A 20,339-nucleotide genomic window follows, 5' to 3' on the forward strand; every position below is an offset into this window, starting at 1 on the left:
TCTCATCCATCAAAAGGTCCTCACATGAACCAGAACCTGTCCCGTCCCCTGTTCCGTCGCGCCGGCCTGGCCCTCGGCCTGTCGGCTGCCATGCTGCTGGCTGCCTGCGGCTCCAACGTCAAGCTGGACGAAGTGCCGGTGTCCGACCGTTCGGGCACCGCCACCGGTGCCGGCGCCGGCGGCCAGGGCAGCGGTGTCGATCCGCGCGGTGTGACCGGCGTGCAGGTGCAGGGTGCCGGTGGCGCCCAGCCGCAGCAGCTGCAGCGCATCGTGTACTTCGACTACGACAGCTTCGAGGTCAAGCCCGAGTTCGCCTCCGCCCTGGAAGCCAACGCCAAGTACCTCAACGCCAACCGCACCGCCCGCGTGGGCCTGGAAGGCCACACCGACGAGCGCGGTGGCCGTGAGTACAACCTGGCCCTGGGCCAGAAGCGCGCCGAGGCCGTGCGCCGTGCGCTGTCGCTGCTGGGCGTGGCCGACAACCAGATGGAAGCCGTGAGCTTCGGTGAAGAGAAGCCGGCCCAGACCGGTGCCGACGAGGCTGCCTTCTCGAAGAACCGCCGCGTCGAAATCAACTACCGCTGACATGCAGGCCGCCCGTCAACGTCTGAGCGGCCTGTCCGGCCTGTGCGCTGCGGCCCTGTGTGCTGCCGTGCTCTGGCCCACGCAGGCCCACGCCCTGTTCGGCGACGACGAAGCCCGCCAGGCCATCCTGGAACTGCGGCGCAAGGTCGATGCCAACCAGGCCGCGAGCGAGGCGGCCCGCAGCGAAGGCGACGCCGCCACCCGCCGCAGCCTGCTCGAACTCTCCAACCAGATCGAGCAGCTGCGTGGTGAGCTGGCCCGTCTGCGTGGTCAGAACGAGCAGCTGGCCCGCGAAGTGGCCGAGCTGCAGCGCGCCCAGAAGGATGTGCAGGCCGGCGTCGACGCCCGTCTGCGCCAGGTCGAGCCGCTGAAGGTCGAACTGGACGGTCAGAGCTTCACGGCCCAGCCCGCCGAGAAGACCCAGTTCGACGCGGCCATGGACACCCTGCGCCGCTCCGAGTTTGCGGCGGCATCGGCGGCCTACACGGCATTCCTGCGCCAGTACCCCTCCAGCGGCTACACGCCCTCGGCCCTGTACTGGCTGGGCAATGCGCAATACGCCGCCCGTGCCTACAAGGATTCGGCCGAGAGCCACCGCCGTCTGGTGAGCGAGTTTCCGAACCACCCCCGCACCCCGGAGGCCATGCTGGCCATGGCCAACAGCCAGGTGGAGCTGAAGGACGCCAAGGCGGCGCGCCGCACGCTGGAAGACCTGGCCAAGAAGTACCCGCAGTCCGAGGCGGCCGCTGCCGCCAAGGAACGCCTGGCGCGCCTGCGCTGATGGGCCGGAGCCGCCCGGCCCGCGCCGGGTGGCCTCCTACAATGGCGGTTATGGAACTCGCCGAATTCAACCAGCTCCGCATCACCACGCTGTGGGCGGCCTTTGCCGTGGCAGCCGCCTTCGGCTTCATCGCCCAGCGCACCCATTTCTGCACCATGGGCGCCGTCAGCGACATCGTCAACATGGGCGACTGGACCCGCATGCGCATGTGGGGCATGGCGGTGGGTGTGGCGGCCATCGGTTTTCATGCGCTGGGCTGGCTGGGGCTCATCGACACCACCCAGTCCATCTACACCGGTGCCCGTGTGGTCTGGCTCTCCGCGCTCACGGGCGGCGCGCTGTTCGGCTTCGGCATGGTGCTGGCCTCGGGCTGCGGCAGCAAGACGCTGGTGCGCATCGGCGGCGGCAGCCTCAAGTCGCTGGTGGTGTTCTTCGTGATGGGTCTGGCCGCCTTCATGACCCTGCGCGGCGTGTTTGCCGTGTGGCGCAACGCCACGGTCGATCAGGTCTTCTTCGAACTGCCGCAGGGCAGCGCCGTGCCGGCCTGGGTGGCCGGTGCCACCGGACTGGACGCCGGCCTGGCCGGCCTCATCTGCGCCCTGGTGCTGGGTGGCGCCCTGGTGCTGTGGGCGCTGCTGGGTCGGGACTTCCGCACCGGCAACAACCTGCTGGCCGGCCTGGGCATCGGCGCGGTGGTGGTGGCCATGTGGTGGGTCAGCGGGCATCTGGGCTTCGTGCCCGAGCACCCTGAAACGCTGGATCCGGTCTTCCTGGGCAGCAACACCGGCCGCATGGACGCGCTGACCTTCACCGCCCCCATGGCCTATGTGCAGGACTGGCTCATCTTCTACAGCGATGCCAGCAAGGTGCTCACCTTCGGCGTGGTCACCGTGGCCGGCGTGGTGCTGGGTGCGCTGGCCTGTGCGCTGATCGAAGGCAGCTTCCGCTGGGAAGGCTTTGCCAGCACCCAGGACACCGCGCTGCACATCGTCGGCGCCATCTGCATGGGTGTGGGCGGCGTCACCGCGCTGGGCTGCACCGTGGGGCAAGGCCTGTCGGGCCTGTCGACGCTGAGCCTGACCAGCGCGATCGCCGTGGCCGGCATCATGGTCGGCGCCGTGCTGGGCTTCCGTCTTCAGATCTGGTTGCTGGAGCGCGGGTGACCGGAGCCATCGAGCCCGCCGAGGCCGAGCTGTTCGAGCGCCGCTTCGGTGGTTTGCGCCGTCTCTACGGCGTGCAGGGTGCGCAGCGCGTCTTCGATGCCCACGTCGTCGTCGTCGGACTGGGCGGCGTGGGCTCCTGGAGCGCCGAAGCGCTGGCCCGCAGCGGCGTGCGCCGCCTCACGCTGATCGACATGGACCATGTGGCCGAGTCCAACATCAACCGGCAGATCCACGCACAGCTGGGCACGCTGGGGCAGGCCAAGATCGAAGCGCTGCGCGACCGCATCCACAGCTACCACCCGGACTGCAGCGTGCAGTGCATCGACGACTTCGTCTCGCCGGACAACTGGCCCGGCCTGCTGGGTGCCGAGACGCCCGATGCCGTCATCGACGCCTGCGATCAGGTCAAGGCCAAGACCGCCATGGCGGCCTGGTCGTGGCACACCGGCGTGCCGCTGGTGGCGGTGGGGGCGGCCGGTGGCAAACGCCAGGCCGAGCGCATCGAGATCGGCGATCTGGCCAGCGTCACCCACGACCCGTTGCTGGCGCAGCTGCGCTACCGGCTCCGCAAGGTGCACGGCGGTGCCCGCCAGGGACCCATGAACGTGGCCTGTGTGTTCAGCCGCGAGACCGTGGCCCCGCCCGATCCCTCGTGCGGGCTCGATGCGGGCGACGGCAGCCTGAACTGCCATGGCTTCGGCTCGGTGGTGAGCGTGACCGCCAGCGCCGGCCTGGCCGCAGCCGGATGGGTGATGAACACACTCGCCGCAGGAAATTTGCGAAAAGTGAAGCCCTCTTCAAAAACACCCAAAAATGACGCTATAATTTGAGGCTTCGCAGGGTGCACTGAACGATGTTCAGCAAGCTCGGTGAAGGAGCCAAGGCCGCTTGCAAAAGCACCGCCAAGGCAGTGTGGGACGTTAGCTCAGTTGGTAGAGCAGCGGACTTTTAATCCGTTGGTCGGCAGTTCGAGCCTGCCACGTCCTACCAGAGATCGAAGGGGTCTGACCGCAAGGTCAGGCCCCTTTTCTTTTGGCGTGGGGCGTCCGGTGCCGATGTGTGCGCAGGCCCTGCACACGCGACGTGGATTGCATCACGCAAGCCGGGCCAGTTCCGAGGGCGATGCGGGGTCTTGGGCGGATAGGCCCCAAGTTGGGGCGGATACTGCCGATGCAGCAGATATGCCCTTTACCCGCCTGTTCACGCGCGATGCCGACGCGCCCCCCTTCGATGCCATGGACGAGGCCATGCGGCTGTCCAGTGCCGGCGTGCGCGTGGCCGCTGAGGTGTTGTCCGGCGATGCGCCGCCCATGCATGTGGTGCAGCGTTATTGCGAAGCGGTGGTGCAGGCGTCCACCCATCTGTCCCTGGCCTGGTGCTGGTTCGGCCCTGCCAACTCCCCTGTGATCCGACCCATGGTCAGCGCCGGTCGAGCTGCGGATTGGGCGCGGCACATGCGGATCGAGCGCAACTGGCTGACCCGTCGCGGGCCTGCGTTGCGCACTGTGGAGAACGGCCAGAGCGAGACGGTGGCGATTTCGCGCTTTGCGGTCTGGGGTCCTTGGCGCCGTCTGGCTCAGGATCACCAGGTCCGTTCGGTGCGCTGCATTCCGCTGCGGGGTGAATCGCCGTCCCGCTCCGGGATTCTGGTGGTGTACGCCGATGCGCCGGATTATTTCAATGTCCTGGGCCGTTACTTCGACGATCTGGGGCAGCTGTTTGCTTCGGTCCTGCTCAACCGCGAGGCGGCCGAAGCCTCGGCCCAACACTACCTCCACCGGCTGGAGCTGGCCGCCGATGTGGGGGCCCTGGGCATCTGGGAACTCGACCTGAAGTCACGCACCTTCACGGCCGACCGGCGTCTGACCGACATGATGGCGCTGCCCCCCAACGCCGAAGAGAACCGGCTTTCTGCGGTGCTGGATCGCATCCACCCGGACGACCGGGAGGCGGTGCAGACAGCGCTGGCCGCCGCAGCCGCCCACGAGCCGCCCATTTCGGTGGAGTTCCGGGTGGAGTTTCCGGGCGGGGAGATGCGCCACATCCTGGGGCGTGCCATCGGGCTGCGGGATCCGGATGGGCGACCGACCACCCTGGTGGGGGCCAATGTCGACATCACCGACCAGAAGCGGGTGGAAGAAACCCTGCAGCAGGCGCGCGATGCGGCCGTGGCCGCCAGCCGCGCCAAGAGCGACTTCCTGGCCAACATGAGCCACGAGATCCGCACGCCCATGAACGGTGTGCTGGGCATGACCGGGCTGGCGCTGGAGCTCGCCACCGACCCGGCCCAGCGCGAATACCTGTCGCTGGTGCGGAGTTCGGCCGACGGCTTGATGGGCGTCATCAACGAGATCCTGGACTTCTCCAAGATCGAGGCCGGCCACATGCACACCGAGATGTCGGACGTGGAGGTGCGTTCATGGCTGGACGAGATCGTCCGGCCCCTGCAGATGCGCGCCTGCGAGAAAGGCCTGAACCTGCAGGTGGATCTGGCGCCCGACCTGCCGCCGGTGCTGCGCACCGACGCGCTGCGGGTCCGGCAGATCATCAACAACCTGGTGGGCAATGCCATCAAGTTCACCGCGCAGGGCGGGGTGACGCTGCGCATCCATCCCGTCAAAGGTCCGTCGCCCGATGCGCTCACGCTGGCACTCGACATCGTCGACACCGGCATCGGCATCGCACCGGAGAAGCAGGCGCTGATCTTCGAACCCTTCAGCCAGGCCGACGGCAGCATCACGCGCCAGTTCGGCGGCACCGGTCTGGGCCTGTCCATCTGCCACCGCCTGTGCACGCTGCTGGGCGGCACCATCGGCCTGGACAGCACCGTGGGACAAGGGACCACCTTCCGGGTGCGTCTGCCCGTGGTGGCAGTGCCGCTATCCTCAGGGCCGACCGCTGTCCAGGAAGCACCCGCCATGAGCATCCCGCCCCATGTTCCCGCCACCGTGCCTGCCACCCCCCGCGCCGCTGCCACACCCGACTCGGCCGGCAGCTCGCTGCGCATCCTGCTGGCCGAGGATCACCCGGTGAACCAGAAGGTGGCCCAGATCATGCTGACCAAGAGCGGCCACACGGTGGAGGTGGCGGCCGATGGTGGGCAGGCCGTCGAGGCAGCGCGGCGTGGCGGCTTCGATCTGATCCTGATGGACATGCAGATGCCGGTGCTTGACGGCCTGGAAGCCACGCGGCGCATCCGCGCCGAAGAGGCCGAGCAGCAGCGCCCGCGCGTGACCATCATTGCCATGACCGCCAACGCCCGCGAAGAAGACCGCCACACCTGCCTGGCCGCCGGCATGGACGACTTCGTGAGCAAGCCCATCCGCATGGCCAACCTGGTGGAAAAGCTGCGGGCGCTCTGAGCCTGCGCTGGCTGCTGGCACAGCGGGCAAGAAAAAAGCCCTTGCATCGCTGCAAGGGCTTTTGAATTTCTGGCTCCCCGACCTGGACTCGAACCAGGGACCTGCGGATTAACAGTCCGTCGCTCTACCGACTGAGCTATCAGGGAACAGCCTCAAATTATAGCGTCATTTTTTCGGTTTTCTAAGCGACGTTCAACTTTCTCAAAATTGTGTCTCGAAGGCCACGCGCAGCGTGCGGGACGCGGCCGGGAACAGGTAGATGTGTTCGTACTGGAACGGCGCTTCCTGGAAGTAGCGGCGGTTGAACACGTTGTCCACGGCCAGCACCCAGCTGGCGGGGCGGCCCTGCACGCGGGTGTCGTAGCGCAGTGCGGCATCGACCCGGGTCCACGAACCGAGTTCGAGCTGGTTGTCCGGCGTGATGGCGCGCCGGCCTTCGTGGCTGAGATGGGCGCTGGCCTTCAGGCCGGGGACCGATTCGATGGCGCGGCTCACGTTGCTGCGCAGCACCCAGCGCGGCACGTTGGTGGGGCGCAGGCCGTTGAGCGTGGGGTTGATGGTGCTGCCCAGGCGCTCGGCGTCGATCCAGGTGAGGCTGGCGTTGTAGTCCCACAGGCCGGCGGTGCGGCCGCCGCCGAGTTCCAGGCCCTGGTGGCGGGCCGATCCGTCGATCACGCGGGTGCAGCTGTTGGGCGTGCCGCTGCAGGCGGGCTGGTCGCCGCTCAGGGGGCGGTCGATGCGGAAGTAGGTCAGGTTCCAGCGGGCGCTGTCGCTGGCCGAGCGCAGGCCCATCTCCCACTGCCGGCTCTTGAGCGGCGGCAGGGCCTGGCCCTGGTTGGTGTAGCGGGCCCGGCCCGGCGCCACTTCGGATTCCACACCCTGGCCCCAGCTGGCATACGCCGTACGCTGCTCGTCGAGCTTGAAGGTGGCGGCCAGCCACGGGGTGGTGAAGTGGTCCTGGTAGCTGGTGGCGCGAGGATCGTTGCCGGTGCGGGCGCTGTCGCGCTCCAGCCGGGTGTGGCGCAGGCCCAGCCAGGTGTGCAGGGCGGGTGACCACTCGATGTGGTCGGTGGCAAACCACTCGGTGCTGCGCTCGGTGCGGTTGGTGAAGGGGTCGACGATCTGCGGGTTCGGTGCCAGGGCGGGCAGGGTGAACAGGTTGCCGCCGGCGATGAAGCCCGAGTCGTTGGCGCGGGTCTGGCCGCGCAGGGTGAAGCGGCTGACCAGCACGCCGGCGCTCACCTTGTGGCGCAGGCCGCCGGCCTCGACGTCGCCGTTGATGCGCCACTGCGCGGCGTTCGTGGTGCGCCGCTCGTTCTCGCTGCGGTAGTCGTAGAGGTCGAAGTCGCCGTTGCTGCAGTAGCGGTCGAAGTTGCCTTCGGCGCTGCAGCCGTAGGGGTAGGCCAGGTAGTCGTCGGTCTTGAGCCGCTGTGTGCCCAGCTGCGCCTGCCAGTTCCACTGGCTGTTGATGGCCTGGGTGAAGCGCAGGCTGCCGCTGAAGTTGCGGAAGTCGGTCGGCTGCGACCACGGCTGGCTGTTGATGTTGATGCGCGGATCGGCCGGGGGCAGGGCGGTGCCCAGCAGGCTCAGGCCGGGCACGGTGGCCTGGCGGCGGCGGCTGATCTCGAACTCGCCTTCGAGCAGGCTGTCGCGCGAGAGGCGGGCGTCCATGGCCAGGGCCAGCAGGCCCCGTTTGCCTTCGGTGCCCTGGGCTTCGGTGTTCAGGCGTTCACCGGCGATGTTCAGGCGCCAGCCCAGGTCGCCGTCGGCGGCGCGTCCGCTCATGTCCAGGTGGACCAGGGCGTTGCCGTCTTCGTTCACTTCGGTGCGCAAGCTGCGTTGCGGCTGGGCCGTGGGCCGCTTGACCACCAGGTTGATCAGGCCGCCCGGTGCGCTGGTGCCGGCCTGGATGCCGCTGGTGCCCTTGAGCAGTTCCACCCGCTGCAGGTGGTCCAGGGGCAGGCTGGTCTCGGCGCTGATGGGCAGGCCTTCGCGGCGGAAGTTGTAGGTGTTGTCGATGACGAAGCCGCGCACGCTGGCGTAGTCGTAGTAGCCCACGGCGTTGTAGGCGTCGCTCACCGAGGCGTCGAGCTGGTAGAGGTCGCTGATGCGCCGCGCGCCGACGTCACTGATGGTGCGGCTGTCGATCACGGTGGTGCTGATGGGCACGCTGGCGGCCGGCTGGTCGCCGAAGCCGGTCACGTCGGCCGGGGCGGTGCTGGGGGCGCTGCGGATGGTGACCGCGGGCAGCGTCACCTCGGCGCTCTGGGCATGGGCCGGGGCATGCAGTGCGGCCAGACAGGCCAGGCTGATGAAGGACAGCGCCGCGGGTTGCCGCGGGCGGGGGGAGTGGTGGTCGGGTTGTGCCATATCGTGTGTCCGGGAGGACGGGTCATGGCAGGTGGGCTGGGCCGGCACCACAGGGCACGGGCGGACGCCGGCATGCGGTGCTGACTTTTGCTTCCCTGCGCGAGGATTACCTCAATCAGGTTCAAAGGGACTTTCTCAGTCGCGGCCTGTCGGCCGCAACACCCCTAGCGGATGCACCCCACTCTTGAAGTGCGGGCGTGATTCTAGTTCAGCCGCTCACCCCCAGCAGCCGGTGGAGTTTGGGGCTGGTGGTGGTGTACTGCAGCAGCGTGCGCTGCTCGGGGAACAGCCGGGCAGCGGCGGCGAAGGCGGCCAGCGTGGCCTCGTGGAAGCCGCAGAGGATGAGCTTCTTCTTGCCCGGGTAGGTGTTGATGTCGCCCACGGCATGGATGCCGGGCACGCTGGTCTCGAAGCCGGCGGTGTCCACCACCAGCTGCTTGCGCTCCATGGCCAGGCCCCAGTCGGCGATCGGCCCCAGGCGCGGCGACAGGCCCAGGCAGACCAGCAGCGTGTCCAGCGGCTGCACCACGGTGCGGTCGTCGGGGGTGACGAGTTCGATGCCGGTGAGCCGGCCGTCCTGCACCTGCAGGCCCAGCGGCTGGCCGATGCAGCGCCGGATGCGACCTTGTTCGCTCAGGGTCTGCAGCAGGGCCAGGCTGGGCTCGTCGGCCTGGAACACGTCGCGGCGGTGCAGCAGGGTGATGGAGGCGGGCGGCGTGGCGGCATCGGCCAGGCGCAGGGCCCAGTCCACCGCGTGCTCGTCGCCGCCATGCACCACCACGTTCTGGCCGGCGAAGGCCTCTGCGTCGTGCGGACGGTGGAACACCTGGCGGCCCTCGAAAGCCTCGATGCCGTCGAGCTTGAGCGGGCGGGCCTGGAAGGCGCCCACGCCAGCGGCGATGAACACACTGCGCGCCAGAAAGGCGGTGCCGGCGGAGGTGTGCACGTCGAAGCGGCCGTCGTCGCGCGCCGAGAGCGCGGCCACGGTCTGGCCCAGGTGCAGGCTGGGGGCGAAGGGCCGCACCTGCTGCTGCAGCCGGTCCATCAGTTCCTGGCCGCTGCACACCGGCAGGCCGGGGATGTCGTAGATGGGTTTGCCGGGGTAGAGCTCGGCGGGCTGACCGCCGCCCCGGGGCAGCGCGTCGATCACATGGCAGCGGATGTCCTGCAGCCCCAGCTGGAACACCTGCCACAGGCCCACCGGACCTGCGCCGATGACCAGCGCATCGGTCTCGATGGGTGCGCCGGTCATGGCCTTCAGCGGATCAGCTGGTCCAGCTTGCCGGTCTTGTCTTTCCAGTCGTCGGCGTCCGGCAGGGGCGCCTTGCGCTTGGTGATGCTCTTCCAGCCGGGCAGGCGGGCCAGTTCGGCGTTGATGGCCGTCATGTGCACCTGGTCCTTGGGCAGGTCTTCCTCGGCGTAGATGGCGCTCACCGGGCACTCGGGGATGCAGACCGCGCAGTCGATGCACTCGTCCGGGTCGATGGTGAGGAAGTTCGGGCCTTCGCGGAAGCAGTCCACGGGGCAGACATCGACGCAGTCGGTGTATTTGCAGCGGATGCAGGCTTCGGTGACAACGTGGGTCATGGTGTGGGCGGAATTCGGGGGAAAACCGGATTTTAGGGGGTTCGGCGCCGGTCTTCAGCGCACCAGCACAGCGCCCGCAGTGCGGTGGCTGGCGGTGTCCACCAGCACCAGCGAACCGAGCTGGCGCGAGCGGGCAAAGGGCAGGGTGGCCAGCGGCTCCTGCAGGGCCAGCTCGATGTGGCCGATGGCATTGGGCTCCAGCTCGGTGGCGTCCTGCTCGGCCAGGGTGTGGATGTCCAGGCGGTGCACGATGCGCTTGACCTTGGCCTTGACCCAACGGTGGCCGTGCAGCGCCCAGTACACGCGGCCGGGCACCAGGGACTCGTCGTCCAGCCAGGCCACGGTGGCGGCGATCTCGCGGCTGTGCAGGAAGCCATCGTGCCCGTCGGCATCGATCAGCCAGTCACCACGGGACACGTCCACCTCGCGGTCCAGCACGATGCCGGCGCTGTGCCCGGCGGACACGTCGGCCGGGCGGCGCACATGGTCCAGCACCTGGGCCACGGTGGCGGTCTGTCCGTTGGGGGCGATGCGCACGCGCTGGCCCGGCACCACGGCACCAGCGGCCACGCGGCCCCAGAAGATGCGGCGCCCCTGCGAGGTGTCGGCCGAGCTGCTGAACTTCTCGACCCACTGCACCGGAAAGGCCAGGGGCAGGCCGGTGTCGGCCGCCGTGACCGGCAGGCGCTCCAGGATCTCCAGCAGCGTCGGACCGTCGTAACCGCACCAGCCAGCGGTTTCGGCGGCATCGACCACGTTCCAGCCCTTGAGCGCCGACACCGGCACCGTGGCGGTCACGGTGATGCCGGCCTGGTCGGCGAAGGCCGCCAGCGCAGCGCCGATGTGGGCAAAGGCAGTGGTGCTGTCGTCCACCGCGTCGAGCTTGTTGATGGCGAACACCACCGACGGCACGCGCAGCAGCTGCAGCAGCAGGCTGTGGCGGCGGGTCTGCGGCAGCAGCGCGAGCTGCGGGTTGCGCCAGTCCAGCTTGGTGGCATCCACCAGCACCACGGCGGCATCGGCGCTGGAGGCGGCGGTGACCATGTTGCGGGTGTACTGCTCGTGGCCCGGGGCGTCGCCGATGATGAACTTGCGCGCCTCGGTGCTGAAGTAGCGGTAGGCCACGTCGATGGTGATGCCCTGCTCGCGCTCGGCCGACAGGCCGTCGGTGAGCAGGGCCAGGTCGGTCTGGCCCTGGCGCTGCACGCCGGCCAGGTGGTCCTGCAGCACGGCCTTGCTGTCGACCAGCAGGCGGCCGATGAGGGTGCTCTTGCCGTCGTCCACGCTGCCGCAGGTGATCAGGCGCAGGGCGGCGGAGGTGTCCACGGGGGTGGCCGTGGGGGTGGCGGTCGTGCTCATCAGAAGTACCCGTCTTTCTTGCGTTTTTCCATCGAGGCGTCGCTGGTCTTGTCGTCCATGCGGGTGGCGCCCCGTTCGCTGACCTCGGCGGCCAGGGTCTCGATCACGATGTCGGCCGGCGTGGCGGCGGTGCTCTCCACCGGGCAGGTGCAGGTGATGTCGCCCACGGTGCGGAAGCGCACGTCGCGCACCTCCACCGTCTCGCCGTCGCGCGGCGGGGTGAGCTCGGTCACCGGCACCAGCAGGCCGCGGCGGTCCACCACCTGGCGGCGGTGGGTGTAGTAGATGGAGGGCAGGGCGATGTTCTCGCGGGCGATGTACTGCCACACGTCCAGTTCGGTCCAGTTGCTGATGGGGAACACCCGGAAGTGCTCGCCCATGTGCAGGCGGGTGTTGAACAGGGTCCAGAGTTCGGGCCGCTGGGCCTTGGGCTGCCATTGGCCGAAGCTGTCGCGGTGGCTGAAGATGCGCTCCTTGGCGCGGGCCTTTTCCTCGTCGCGCCGGGCACCGCCGATGAGGGCATCGAAGCGGAATTCCTCGATGGCCTCCAGCAGCGTCACCGACTGGTGCACGTTGCGGCTCTCGCCCGGGTGGGCCAGGCGCACCGTGCCGCGCTTCATCGAATCCTCGACGCTGCGCACGATGAGTTCGGCACCCAGTTCGCGGGCGCGCTGGTCGCGGAAGTCGGTCACCTCGGGGAAGTTGTGGCCGGTGTCGATCATCAGCAGCGGGTACGGGATGCGGCCGGCGCCGAAGGCCTTTTCGGCGCACTTGAGCATGACCAGCGAATCCTTGCCGCCGGAGAACAGCAGGGCCGGGCGTTCGAAGGCGCCGGCCACTTCGCGCAGGATGAAGATGGTCTCTTCTTCCAGTGCGTCCAGGTGGGCGTTGCTGAGCTGGTGGCCGTCGGCCTGCAGGGCGGTCTGGATCACGGAGGGTTCGGTACGGGCGTTCATGCGGGGGTCCGGTCGGTGCGGGAGATCGGCTGGGCCGAGACGGTGTCGCTGGCCACGGGCTGCACGTGCAGGCCGCATTCCTTGGCGTTGTCCTGTTCCCACCACCAGCGGCCGGCGCGGAAGTCCTCGCCGACGCTGATGGCGCGGGTGCAGGGCTCGCAGCCGATGCTGGGGAAGAACTGGTCGTGCAGCGGGTTGTAGGCCAGGGCGTGTTCGGCCACGAAGTGCCAGACATCGCCCCAGGTCCAGTCCACCAGGGGGCTCACCTTCACGCGGCCCGGCTCCTGGATGATCTCGGCCGCTTCGGCCCGGGCATTCGACTGTTCGCGGCGCAGGCCGGTGATCCAGCCGTCCATGCCGGTGAGGGCGCGAGAGAGCGGCTCCATCTTGCGGATGTCGCAGCAGGCCTTGCGCAGGCCGACGCTGCGGAACATGGCGTCGTCGCCGTTCTGCTGCACGAAGTGCACCACGGCTTCCTGCACCGGCTGGAACCGGTCGATCGACAGGCCGTAGCGTTGCTCGATCTGCGGGATAAGGGCCAGCGTCTCGGCGTGCAGACGACCGGTGTCGAGCACGAACACGCGGCTGTCGATGCCGGCCAGGTGGATCAGGTGGGTCACCACCACGTCCTCCACGCCCAGGCTGGAGGCCTGGGTCAGGCGGGGGTGGGTGGCGGCCGCCTCGCGCAGCAGCGCGATGGCGCGCTGCACACGCTCGGCGTACTGGGGCGAGGGGCGGTTGTAGAGGTCGATGGCACTCATGGCGTGCTCGCTTCAGGCGGAGGTGGCTTCGCGCACGAAGCGGGGGGCGGTTTCCACGGCGTCGCCCTGGTAGAAGGCCGCGTAGTGGGTCAGCAGGCGCTGGCCGTGGGCCAGGTCCTGGTCGGCGCGCAGCACGGCCTGGGTGAAGCCGCTGCGGGCCATCTGCACCAGCTGGTCGATCAGCACCTCGCCGGTGGCGCGGATCTGGCCGGCAAAGCCCAGGCGGCGGCGCAGCAGGAAGGCCTGGCTGAAGGCGCGGCCGTCCACGAACTTGGGGAACTGCAGTTCCACCACGTCGATGCCGCTCAGGTCGGCCTCGCGCGGGTCGGCGTCGTTGGCCAGCACCAGGCGGCGGGTGTCGGGTTCGGGGGCCGCGAACTGGGCGGCGCTGAAGAGTTCGATGCTCATGGGGCGTTCCGGTGTCGGGTTCAGGCCGCGTCGGCGGTGTCGGTGCGGGCGGTGGCGGTGCGCACGGCATGCGCGGCGGCCTTGAAGGCGTCCGGGCCGGTGCGGCGCAGCGTGGCGAGGAAGGTCTCGCCCTCGGCGCGTTGCTGGCGGTAGGTGTCGAGCAGGGCCTCGATCACATCGGGCACCTCGCTGGCGGCGAACGACGGGCCGATCACCTTGCCGGGCTGTGCGGCGCCCGAGAGCTTCGAGCCGTCGGAGCCACCCAGGGTGATCTGGTACCACTCCTGGCCGTCCTTGTCGACGCCCAGGATGCCGATGTGGCCGCTGTGGTGGTGGCCGCAGCTGTTGATGCAGCCGCTGATGTGCAGGTCGATCTCGCCCAGGTCGTGCAGCTCGTCGAGGTCGCGGTAGCGCTCCAGCAGGGCCTGGGCCAGCGGGAGCGAGCGGGCGTTGGCCAGGTCGCAGAAGTCGCCGCCGGGGCAGCTGATCATGTCGGTCAGCAGGCCGATGTTGGGGCGCGCCAGGCCCAGGCGGCGGGCTTCGCGCCACAGTTCGGGCAGGGCGTCGCAGCGCACCCAGGGCAGCAGCAGGTTCTGTTCGTGGGTGACGCGGGCCTCGCCGGCCGAGAAGCGGTCGGCCAGTTCGGCGGCCCGCTCCAGCTGCTCCGCCGTGGCGTCGCCCGGGGCCTGGCCGATGCGCTTGAACGACAGCGTGACCGCGCGCAGGTCCGGGTTGCGGTGCGGCTGCACGTTGCGGGTGAGCCAGCGGCTGAACTCGATGTCGTCTTCGGCCGCGGCCTTGAGGATGTGGGCGATCTTGGCGTCGGCGGTCTTGCGGTCGCAGGCCAGGTCGGGCGGCACGAAGCAGGCGCTGACGCGGTCGAGTTCGGCCTGGGTGATGGTGTGCGGCGCACCGTCGATCTCGACGATGTCGCGGTACTCGGCTTCCACCTGGTCCACGAAGGCCTGGCCTTCGGCCTTCACCAGGATCTTGATGCGGGCCTTGTAGGCGTTGTCGCGGCGGCCGAAGCGGTTGTAGGCCCGCACCACGGCTTCGAGGTAGTTGAGGATCTGGTGCCAGGGCAGGAACTCGCGCACCACGGTGCCGATGATGGGCGTGCGGCCCATGCCGCCACCCACGCGCACCTGGAAGCCCAGCTCGCCGTCCACGTTGTGCAGCAGGCGCAGGCCCACGTCGTGCCAGGGCGTGGCGGCGCGGTCTTCACGGGCGCCGGTGATGGCCACCTTGAACTTGCGCGGCAGGAAGGCGAATTCGGGGTGCAGGGTGCTCCACTGGCGCAGGATCTCGGCGAACGGGCGCGGGTCGGCCACCTCGTCCACCGCCACGCCGGCCAGGGCGTCGGTGGTGATGTTGCGGATGCAGTTGCCGCTGGTCTGGATGCCGTGCAGGTTCGCGCTGGCCAGCAGGTCCATCACGTCGGCGGCGCGGGCCAGCGGAATCCAGTTGAACTGCACGTTCTGCCGCGTGGTGAAGTGGGCGGTGCGGTCGGGCAGGGTGGGCACCTCGCTCAGGCCGGCGTTGGCCTGGGAGGTGTCGTGCTCTTCCTTGTGGTCGTACTCGCGGGCCACCCGGGCCAGCACGCGCAGCTGGGTGCTGTTGATCTCGCCGTAGGGCACGGCCACGCGCAGCATGGGGGCGAAGCGCTGCACATACCAGCCGTTCTGCAGCCGCAGCGGCTTGAAGGCGTCGTCGGACAGGGTGCCGGCCTGCCAGCGCTGGAGCTGGTCGCGGAACTGGTCGGCACGGCTTTTCAGGAAGGCCCGGTCGAAGTCGTTGTATTGGTACATGGCAGCAGAGGCGAAGAACGAAAACGGTCAGAAAGCGATGAGCTTGACGCCGGCATAGGCCAGCAGCAGCGACAGCAGCGAGCGCACCAGGCGCTCCGGGGTGTGGCGCATCAGGCGCGTGCCCAGCCAGATGCCGGGCAGCGAACCGGTGAGCAGCAGGCCCAGCAGCGACCAGTTCACCGAGCCCAGGGTGGCATGGCCCAGGCCGGCCAGCAGCGTGAGCGGCACGGCGTAGGCAATGTCGGCGGCCACGATGCGGGGCAGCGGCAGCAGCGGGAACAGGATCAGCAGCACCGACACGCCGATGGCCCCGGCCCCCACCGAGGTGAGCGTGACCAGGCAGCCGATGACGGCGCCGAACAGCACCGGCAGCGCCGGGTGGCGGGCGCGGGTGGCGCGGTCCAGGTCGGCCTCGTTCACGGTGCGGGGCACCTGGCGGCCGCGCGCGGCCTTGTAGAGCATGGCCGCCGCAGTCAGCAGCAGGGCCACGCCCAGGGTGCTGGTCATGAGCGACTGGGCCTGGGGCGAGGCCGGGCCCAGGCGGTGCAGGGCGTACAGCGTGGCCAGCGCCGCCGGAATGCTGCCCAGGCAGAGCTGGCCCACCACCCGCCAGGGGACCAGGCGCTGCCGGGCCAGGCTGAGGGTGCCGCCGAGCTTGGTGAAGGCGGCAAACAGCAGGTCGGTGCCGATGGCCAGGTAGGGTTTGACGCCGAAGAAGAAGATCAGGATCGGCGTCATGAGCGAGCCGCCGCCCACCCCGGTCAGGCCGACGATGAGGCCGACGGCAAAACCGGCAAGGACAATGGCGTATTCGGGCATGCCCGGCACTGTAGGCGCCGGTCTTTATATGCCAAACGATTTTTTATTCATGCGGGTATGCCGCACGAGAATAAGGAATCAGCCAGCGCGGCGGCTCTGGCGCCAGCCGAAGCGGGCCGGGTCGATGGCCGCCCACAGATCGGCATCGGCCTGCACCTCGGCACCGTCCATCTGTTCCGCCAGGCGCTGGGCGCACCAGGCGGCCAGGGTCAGCCCACGGGAACCCAGCGCGCACAGGGTGAACAGGCCGGGCAGGCGCGGCGTGTCGGTGGGGCCGGGGCGCCAGCGGCGGCGTTCCGGGCGGGCCCGCTCGGCCTGCAGCGCGGCGGCATCGGGCAGGGCGCCGCACAGCGGCAGCCGGTCCAGCGAGGCGCAGCGCACCTGGGCCCAGCCCAGCAGCCGTCCGGCCCGCCAGGTGTGTTCAAACGCGTCGGCCCCGGCCGGGTGCAGGGCCCGCAGGCTGTCCAGATTGCGCTGGTGGGCGGTGTCTCGCACATCGGTGTGGGTGGCGCCGCGCTCGTAGGTGGAGCCCATGGACCAGATGGAGGCTGGCCACTGCGGGCCCAGCCCGCTGTCCTGGTACGAGGGCACGAACACGCCGTTGTCGCGTTGCGGCCCGTCGGCCAGGGCCGGTCCGTCGAGGGCGGCCAGGCTCATCTGGCCCTGCACCGGCCGCAGCGGCAGCCAGTCGGGCGGCAGGCCGACCGACGCCAGCAGGGACAGGCTGCCGATGGCGCCGGTGACCGCTACCACGGACGCCTGGGCCAGGGTCTGGCCTGCGGCATCCTGCAGCGCCCAGCCGCTGTGGGCCGATGTGCCGGGACAGATTCGGGCAACCGGGCTGTTCCATCGGGTGGTCAGCCGGCCGGAGGCCTCGGCCTCGGTGATCCAGGCCTGCACCAGGGCGCCCGGTCGCACCAGGGCGGCCGGCCACACGCCCCGGTCGTGTCCGTGGTTGTGCACCTCGCAGGCCTGCCAGCCGGCACCCTGCGGCACCCGGGCTGCCAGTTCGGCGCGGGTGGTGGGCACGCCCAGGGCGGTCAGGCGGGAGAGGGGGGTGGGTGCCCGGGTGACGTGCGGGCTGAGCATGCCCACCGGCAGGGCGCTGGCACCCCGGGCCGGGCCGGGGGCGGCATCGATCAGTTCGACCCGCCAGCCCCGGGCCACCAGCGCCTGCGCCAGGGCGGCTCCGGCCAGACCGGCGCCCACCACGGCGGCGTGGCGCTGCGGATCGGTCACGGCAGGGGGATCAGGCGGCCGGCGGCGGCACGTAGCCGGCCGCAGCGTCGGCGCCTTCGCCGAAAAAGTGCTTTTCCATCTGACGCGCCAGGTACTGGCGGGCGCGGGCGTCGGCCATGTTCAGGCGGTTCTCGTTGAGCAGCATGGTCTGGTGCTTGAGCCAGGCGGCCCAGGCTTCCTTGCTGACGTTCTCGAAGATCTTCTTGCCCAGCTCGCCGGGGTAGGGCGGGAAGTCGAGGCCTTCGGCTTCCTTGCCGAGCTTGATGCATTGAACGGTGCGTGCCATGTGGGGTCTCAGGTGGGGCGGCGTTAGAAGCCGGAGTTATATCGGTCAGAAGAATTGCGTCGTTCCCGTGCGACACGGGACGCGGCATGATGCCGGGCCGCCACTGTAGCAAGGTCCTGCTGTCCGCAAGGCCGTCAGGGCCGCCCGCCGCCCGGCGCGGGCCGACTTTTTACAATACGAGCTTCCCTCCACAGGATTTCCCATGAGTGCATTTCTGGAAGAGCGCGTGCTGAGCGTTCACCACTGGACCGACCGGCTCTTCAGCTTCACCACCACCCGCGACACCTCGCTGCGTTTCTCCAACGGCCACTTCACCATGATCGGCCTGAAGGTGGACGGCAAGCCGCTGCTGCGGGCCTACAGCATCGTCAGCCCCAACTGGGCCGAGCACCTGGAGTTCCTGAGCATCAAGGTGCAGGACGGCCCGCTGACCTCGCGCCTGCAGCACATCCAGGTGGGCGACACCATCATCGTGGGCCGCAAACCCACCGGCACCCTGCTCATCGACTACCTGCTGCCCGGCAAGCGCCTGTACCTGCTGGGCACCGGCACCGGCCTGGCCCCGTTCCTGAGCATCGTGCGCGACCCCGAAACCTACGAGCGTTTCGAACAGGTCATCGTGGTGCACGGCGTGCGCCAGGTGAACGAGCTGGCCTACCGCGACCTGCTTAGCACCGAGCTGCCCAAGGACGAGTTCCTGGGCGAGATGGTCCAGCAGAAGCTGCTGTACTACCCGACCGTCACCCGCGAGCCCTTCATGCACCAGGGCCGCATCCCGCAGCTGCTGGCCGACGGCGTGATCGCCAAGGACCTGGGCATCCCCCTGCTCAACCCGGCCGAAGACCGCGTGATGATCTGCGGCAGCCCCGAGATGCTGCGCGACCTCAAGGCCCTGTGCGAGAAGTCCGGCTTCAAGGAAGGCAACACCACCACGCCGGGCGACTTCGTCATCGAACGCGCCTTCGTCAGCTGATGGGCGCGCTGCTGCACTTCGTCGAGGCACAGCCCCGCAAGGTGCTGGGTCTGGTGGCGCTGGCCTGCGTGGCCATGCTGGCTTTCGGCCTGTACCTGCAGCACGGGGTAGGGCTGGAGCCGTGCCCCATGTGCATCGTGCAGCGCTACGCCATGATCCTGGTGGCGGTGCTGGCCGGCATCGGCGCCTTCGTGGCCCGTCCGGGCCTGCGCAACGGTCTGGTGCTGGGCGCGGGCGCTTTTGCGGTGTTCGGCGCCTTCACCGCCGCCCGCCAGAGCTGGCTGCAGTGGTTTCCGCCCGAGGTGCTGACCTGCGGTCGCGACTTCTACGGAATGATCGAGTCGTTTCCGCTCAAGCGGGCCGTGCCCATGATCTTCCGCGGCAGCGGCGACTGTTCGGTCATCGACTGGACCTTCCTGGGCCTGTCGATCGCCAACTGGTCGTTCCTGGTGTTCGTGGGCTTCACCATCACCGCAGCCCTGCTCTGGGTGCGCCGCCCGCGCGGCTGATGCCCGCCCGGGCCTGATCAGCCCAGCTTCTTCACCAGCACCTGGCTGCGCCGGTCCCAGTTGTACTTGCGCTTGCGGGCCTCGGGCAGCCAGTCGGCGTTGACCTGAACGAACCCCCGCTTGAGGAACCAGTGCATGGTGCGGGTGGTGAGCACGAAGATGCTCTGCAGCCCCTGGGCCTTGGCCCGCGCCTCGATGCGCTTGAGCAGCCGTTCACCATCCCCCTGGCTCTGGGCCTGGGTCGACACCGTGAGGGCCGCCATCTCGCCGGTGCGCTCTTCCGGGTAGGGGTAGAGCGCGGCGCAGCCGAAGATCACGCCGTCGTGTTCGATGATGGTGTAGTTGGCCGCGTCGCGTTCGATCTCGGTGCGGTCGCGCTTGACCAGCGTGCCGTCGTTTTCGTAAGGCTCGATCAGGGCCACGATGCCGCTGACATCGTCGATGGTGGCCTCGCGCACGCTCTCCAGCTTTTCGTCCACCACCATGGTGCCGATGCCGTCGTGGGTGTAGATCTCCAGCAGCAGCGCGCCGTCCACCGCAAAGGGCAGGATGTGGCTGCGGTCCACGCCGCCTTCGCAGGCGCGGATGCAGTGCTGCAGGTAGAAGGCGGTGTCGGTGGGGCGCTCGGCCTTGGGCAGGCCGTCCAGCATGCGGCGGGCGTCGGCCAGCGGCAGTTCGGTGTCGATGTCGCTCTCGGGGTCGCTGGCGTCCACGCGCACGCCGGGCACCTCGGTCAGGAACATCAGCTTGTCGGCCTGCAGGGCCACGGCCACCGAGGTGGCCACGTCTTCCATGGTCAGGTTGAAGGCCTCGCCGGTCGGGGAAAAACCGAAGGGCGAGAGCAGCACCAGGGCGCCCATGTCCAGCGTGCGCTGGATGCCGTCGGTGTCCACCTTGCGCACCAGACCGGAATGCATGAAGTCCACCCCGTCGATCAGGCCCACCGGGCGCGCCGTGATGAAGTTGCCCGAGATGACCCGCACCGTGGCGCCGGCCATGGGGGTGTTGGGCAGGCCCTGGCTGAAGGCGGCCTCGATCTCGTAGCGCAGCTGGCCGGCGGCTTCCTGGGCGCAGTCCAGCGCCACCGAGTCGGTGATGCGCATGCCGTGCGAGTAACGTGCCTCATGGCCCTTGAGGCGCAGCTGTTCGTTCACCTGCGGGCGGAAACCGTGCACCAGCACGATCTTCACGCCCATGCTCTGGATCAGGGCCAGGTCCTGCGCGATGTTCTGCAGCTTGCCCGCCGCGATGGCTTCACCCGCGATGCCGACCACCAGCGTGTTGCTGCGGTGCTTGTGGATGTAGGGCGCCACCGAGCGGAACCACGGCACGAAGGTGAAATTGAAGACGTTGGACATCGGCGGGGGAGGGCG

At 69.2% G+C, this 20,339-nt stretch carries 19 protein-coding genes, 2 tRNA genes and 1 riboswitch; of the genes, 8 read left to right on the top strand and 13 right to left on the bottom strand.

Annotation, left to right across the window (positions count from 1 at the left end):
* Positions 1 to 24 precede the first annotated feature (24 nt).
* The 6 genes from pal (at position 25) to WD026_RS03660 (ending at position 5,891) form a co-directional block, all read left to right on the top strand.
* Positions 25 to 585 (top strand): peptidoglycan-associated lipoprotein Pal, encoded by a 561-nt coding sequence (gene pal / locus WD026_RS03635; RefSeq protein ID WP_425722286.1) that lies wholly within the window; start codon positions 25 to 27, stop codon positions 583 to 585.
* Between the two features lies 1 nt (position 586).
* Entirely contained in the window at positions 587 to 1,366 is a 780-nt protein-coding gene (ybgF, locus tag WD026_RS03640; protein WP_425722287.1) for a tol-pal system protein YbgF, read from the top strand.
* A gap of 50 nt (positions 1,367 to 1,416) precedes the next feature.
* Positions 1,417 to 2,529, top strand: coding sequence for a YeeE/YedE family protein (locus WD026_RS03645; RefSeq protein ID WP_425722288.1), 1,113 nt, complete (start codon positions 1,417 to 1,419; stop codon positions 2,527 to 2,529).
* Positions 2,526 to 3,359 (top strand): tRNA threonylcarbamoyladenosine dehydratase, encoded by an 834-nt coding sequence (locus WD026_RS03650; RefSeq protein WP_425722289.1) that lies wholly within the window; start codon positions 2,526 to 2,528, stop codon positions 3,357 to 3,359. The genes WD026_RS03645 and WD026_RS03650 overlap by 4 nt, the downstream gene beginning before the upstream one ends.
* Positions 3,360 to 3,443: 84 nt before the next feature.
* Positions 3,444 to 3,519, top strand: a tRNA-Lys gene (locus tag WD026_RS03655).
* A 191-nt stretch (positions 3,520 to 3,710) separates the two neighbouring features.
* A complete protein-coding gene (locus WD026_RS03660; protein WP_425722290.1) occupies positions 3,711 to 5,891 on the top strand; it encodes an ATP-binding protein in 2,181 nt (726 codons plus the stop codon).
* A gap of 70 nt (positions 5,892 to 5,961) precedes the next feature.
* Here WD026_RS03660 and WD026_RS03665 read toward each other — a convergent pair.
* The 12 genes from WD026_RS03665 to WD026_RS03720 all read right to left on the bottom strand — a co-directional run bounded on the left by WD026_RS03665 (position 5,962) and on the right by WD026_RS03720 (position 17,484).
* Positions 5,962 to 6,037, bottom strand: a tRNA-Asn gene (locus WD026_RS03665).
* A gap of 55 nt (positions 6,038 to 6,092) precedes the next feature.
* Positions 6,093 to 8,261 carry a TonB-dependent siderophore receptor gene (locus tag WD026_RS03670; protein ID WP_425722291.1) on the bottom strand — a complete coding sequence of 723 codons (2,169 nt, stop codon included), beginning with the start codon at positions 8,259 to 8,261 and terminating at the stop codon, positions 6,093 to 6,095.
* A gap of 75 nt (positions 8,262 to 8,336) precedes the next feature.
* Positions 8,337 to 8,437: riboswitch (TPP riboswitch) on the bottom strand.
* A gap of 32 nt (positions 8,438 to 8,469) precedes the next feature.
* Positions 8,470 to 9,513, bottom strand: coding sequence for an NAD(P)/FAD-dependent oxidoreductase (locus WD026_RS03675; protein WP_425722292.1), 1,044 nt, complete (start codon positions 9,511 to 9,513; stop codon positions 8,470 to 8,472).
* Between the two features lie 5 nt (positions 9,514 to 9,518).
* On the bottom strand, positions 9,519 to 9,848 hold the full coding sequence (gene fdxA / locus WD026_RS03680; RefSeq protein ID WP_086120956.1) for a ferredoxin FdxA: 330 nt from the start codon (positions 9,846 to 9,848) through the stop codon (positions 9,519 to 9,521).
* Positions 9,849 to 9,902: 54 nt separating this feature from the next.
* Entirely contained in the window at positions 9,903 to 11,207 is a 1,305-nt protein-coding gene (locus WD026_RS03685; protein ID WP_425722293.1) for a sulfate adenylyltransferase subunit 1, read from the bottom strand.
* The gene (gene cysD, locus WD026_RS03690) at positions 11,207 to 12,163 is read right to left on the bottom strand and encodes a sulfate adenylyltransferase subunit CysD (RefSeq protein ID WP_425722294.1); all 957 of its coding nucleotides are present in this window, start codon (positions 12,161 to 12,163) and stop codon (positions 11,207 to 11,209) included. The genes WD026_RS03685 and cysD overlap by 1 nt, the downstream gene beginning before the upstream one ends.
* Positions 12,160 to 12,924: a phosphoadenylyl-sulfate reductase gene (locus tag WD026_RS03695; RefSeq protein WP_425722295.1), complete on the bottom strand. Its 765-nt coding sequence runs from the start codon at positions 12,922 to 12,924 to the stop codon at positions 12,160 to 12,162. The genes cysD and WD026_RS03695 overlap by 4 nt, the downstream gene beginning before the upstream one ends.
* 12 nt (positions 12,925 to 12,936) lie before the next feature.
* Entirely contained in the window at positions 12,937 to 13,332 is a 396-nt protein-coding gene (locus WD026_RS03700; protein WP_425722296.1) for a DUF934 domain-containing protein, read from the bottom strand.
* A 20-nt stretch (positions 13,333 to 13,352) separates the two neighbouring features.
* Positions 13,353 to 15,140 carry a nitrite/sulfite reductase gene (locus WD026_RS03705; protein WP_425722297.1) on the bottom strand — a complete coding sequence of 596 codons (1,788 nt, stop codon included), beginning with the start codon at positions 15,138 to 15,140 and terminating at the stop codon, positions 13,353 to 13,355.
* A 27-nt stretch (positions 15,141 to 15,167) separates the two neighbouring features.
* Entirely contained in the window at positions 15,168 to 15,959 is a 792-nt protein-coding gene (locus tag WD026_RS03710) for a sulfite exporter TauE/SafE family protein (protein WP_425722298.1), read from the bottom strand.
* Positions 15,960 to 16,037: 78 nt separating this feature from the next.
* The gene (locus tag WD026_RS03715) at positions 16,038 to 17,198 is read right to left on the bottom strand and encodes an FAD-dependent oxidoreductase (protein ID WP_425722299.1); all 1,161 of its coding nucleotides are present in this window, start codon (positions 17,196 to 17,198) and stop codon (positions 16,038 to 16,040) included.
* 10 nt (positions 17,199 to 17,208) lie between these two features.
* The gene (locus WD026_RS03720; protein ID WP_425722300.1) at positions 17,209 to 17,484 is read right to left on the bottom strand and encodes an oxidative damage protection protein; all 276 of its coding nucleotides are present in this window, start codon (positions 17,482 to 17,484) and stop codon (positions 17,209 to 17,211) included.
* Between the two features lie 202 nt (positions 17,485 to 17,686).
* On the opposite strand from WD026_RS03720, the gene WD026_RS03725 reads away from it, so the two are divergent.
* Together WD026_RS03725 and WD026_RS03730 are read left to right on the top strand one after the other, a co-directional pair.
* The gene (locus tag WD026_RS03725; protein WP_425722301.1) at positions 17,687 to 18,457 is read left to right on the top strand and encodes a ferredoxin--NADP reductase; all 771 of its coding nucleotides are present in this window, start codon (positions 17,687 to 17,689) and stop codon (positions 18,455 to 18,457) included.
* Positions 18,457 to 18,966, top strand: a complete 510-nt coding sequence (locus WD026_RS03730) for a disulfide bond formation protein B (protein ID WP_425722302.1) — start codon at positions 18,457 to 18,459, stop codon at positions 18,964 to 18,966. The genes WD026_RS03725 and WD026_RS03730 overlap by 1 nt, the downstream gene beginning before the upstream one ends.
* A 17-nt stretch (positions 18,967 to 18,983) precedes the next feature.
* Here the strand turns inward: WD026_RS03730 and argA are convergent, their stop codons facing one another.
* Positions 18,984 to 20,324 carry an amino-acid N-acetyltransferase gene (gene argA / locus WD026_RS03735; RefSeq protein WP_425722303.1) on the bottom strand — a complete coding sequence of 447 codons (1,341 nt, stop codon included), beginning with the start codon at positions 20,322 to 20,324 and terminating at the stop codon, positions 18,984 to 18,986.
* Positions 20,325 to 20,339 lie beyond the last annotated feature (15 nt).

Source organism: Hydrogenophaga sp. R2 (assembly GCF_049843595.1).
Classification (GTDB): Bacteria; Pseudomonadota; Gammaproteobacteria; order Burkholderiales; family Burkholderiaceae_C; genus Hydrogenophaga.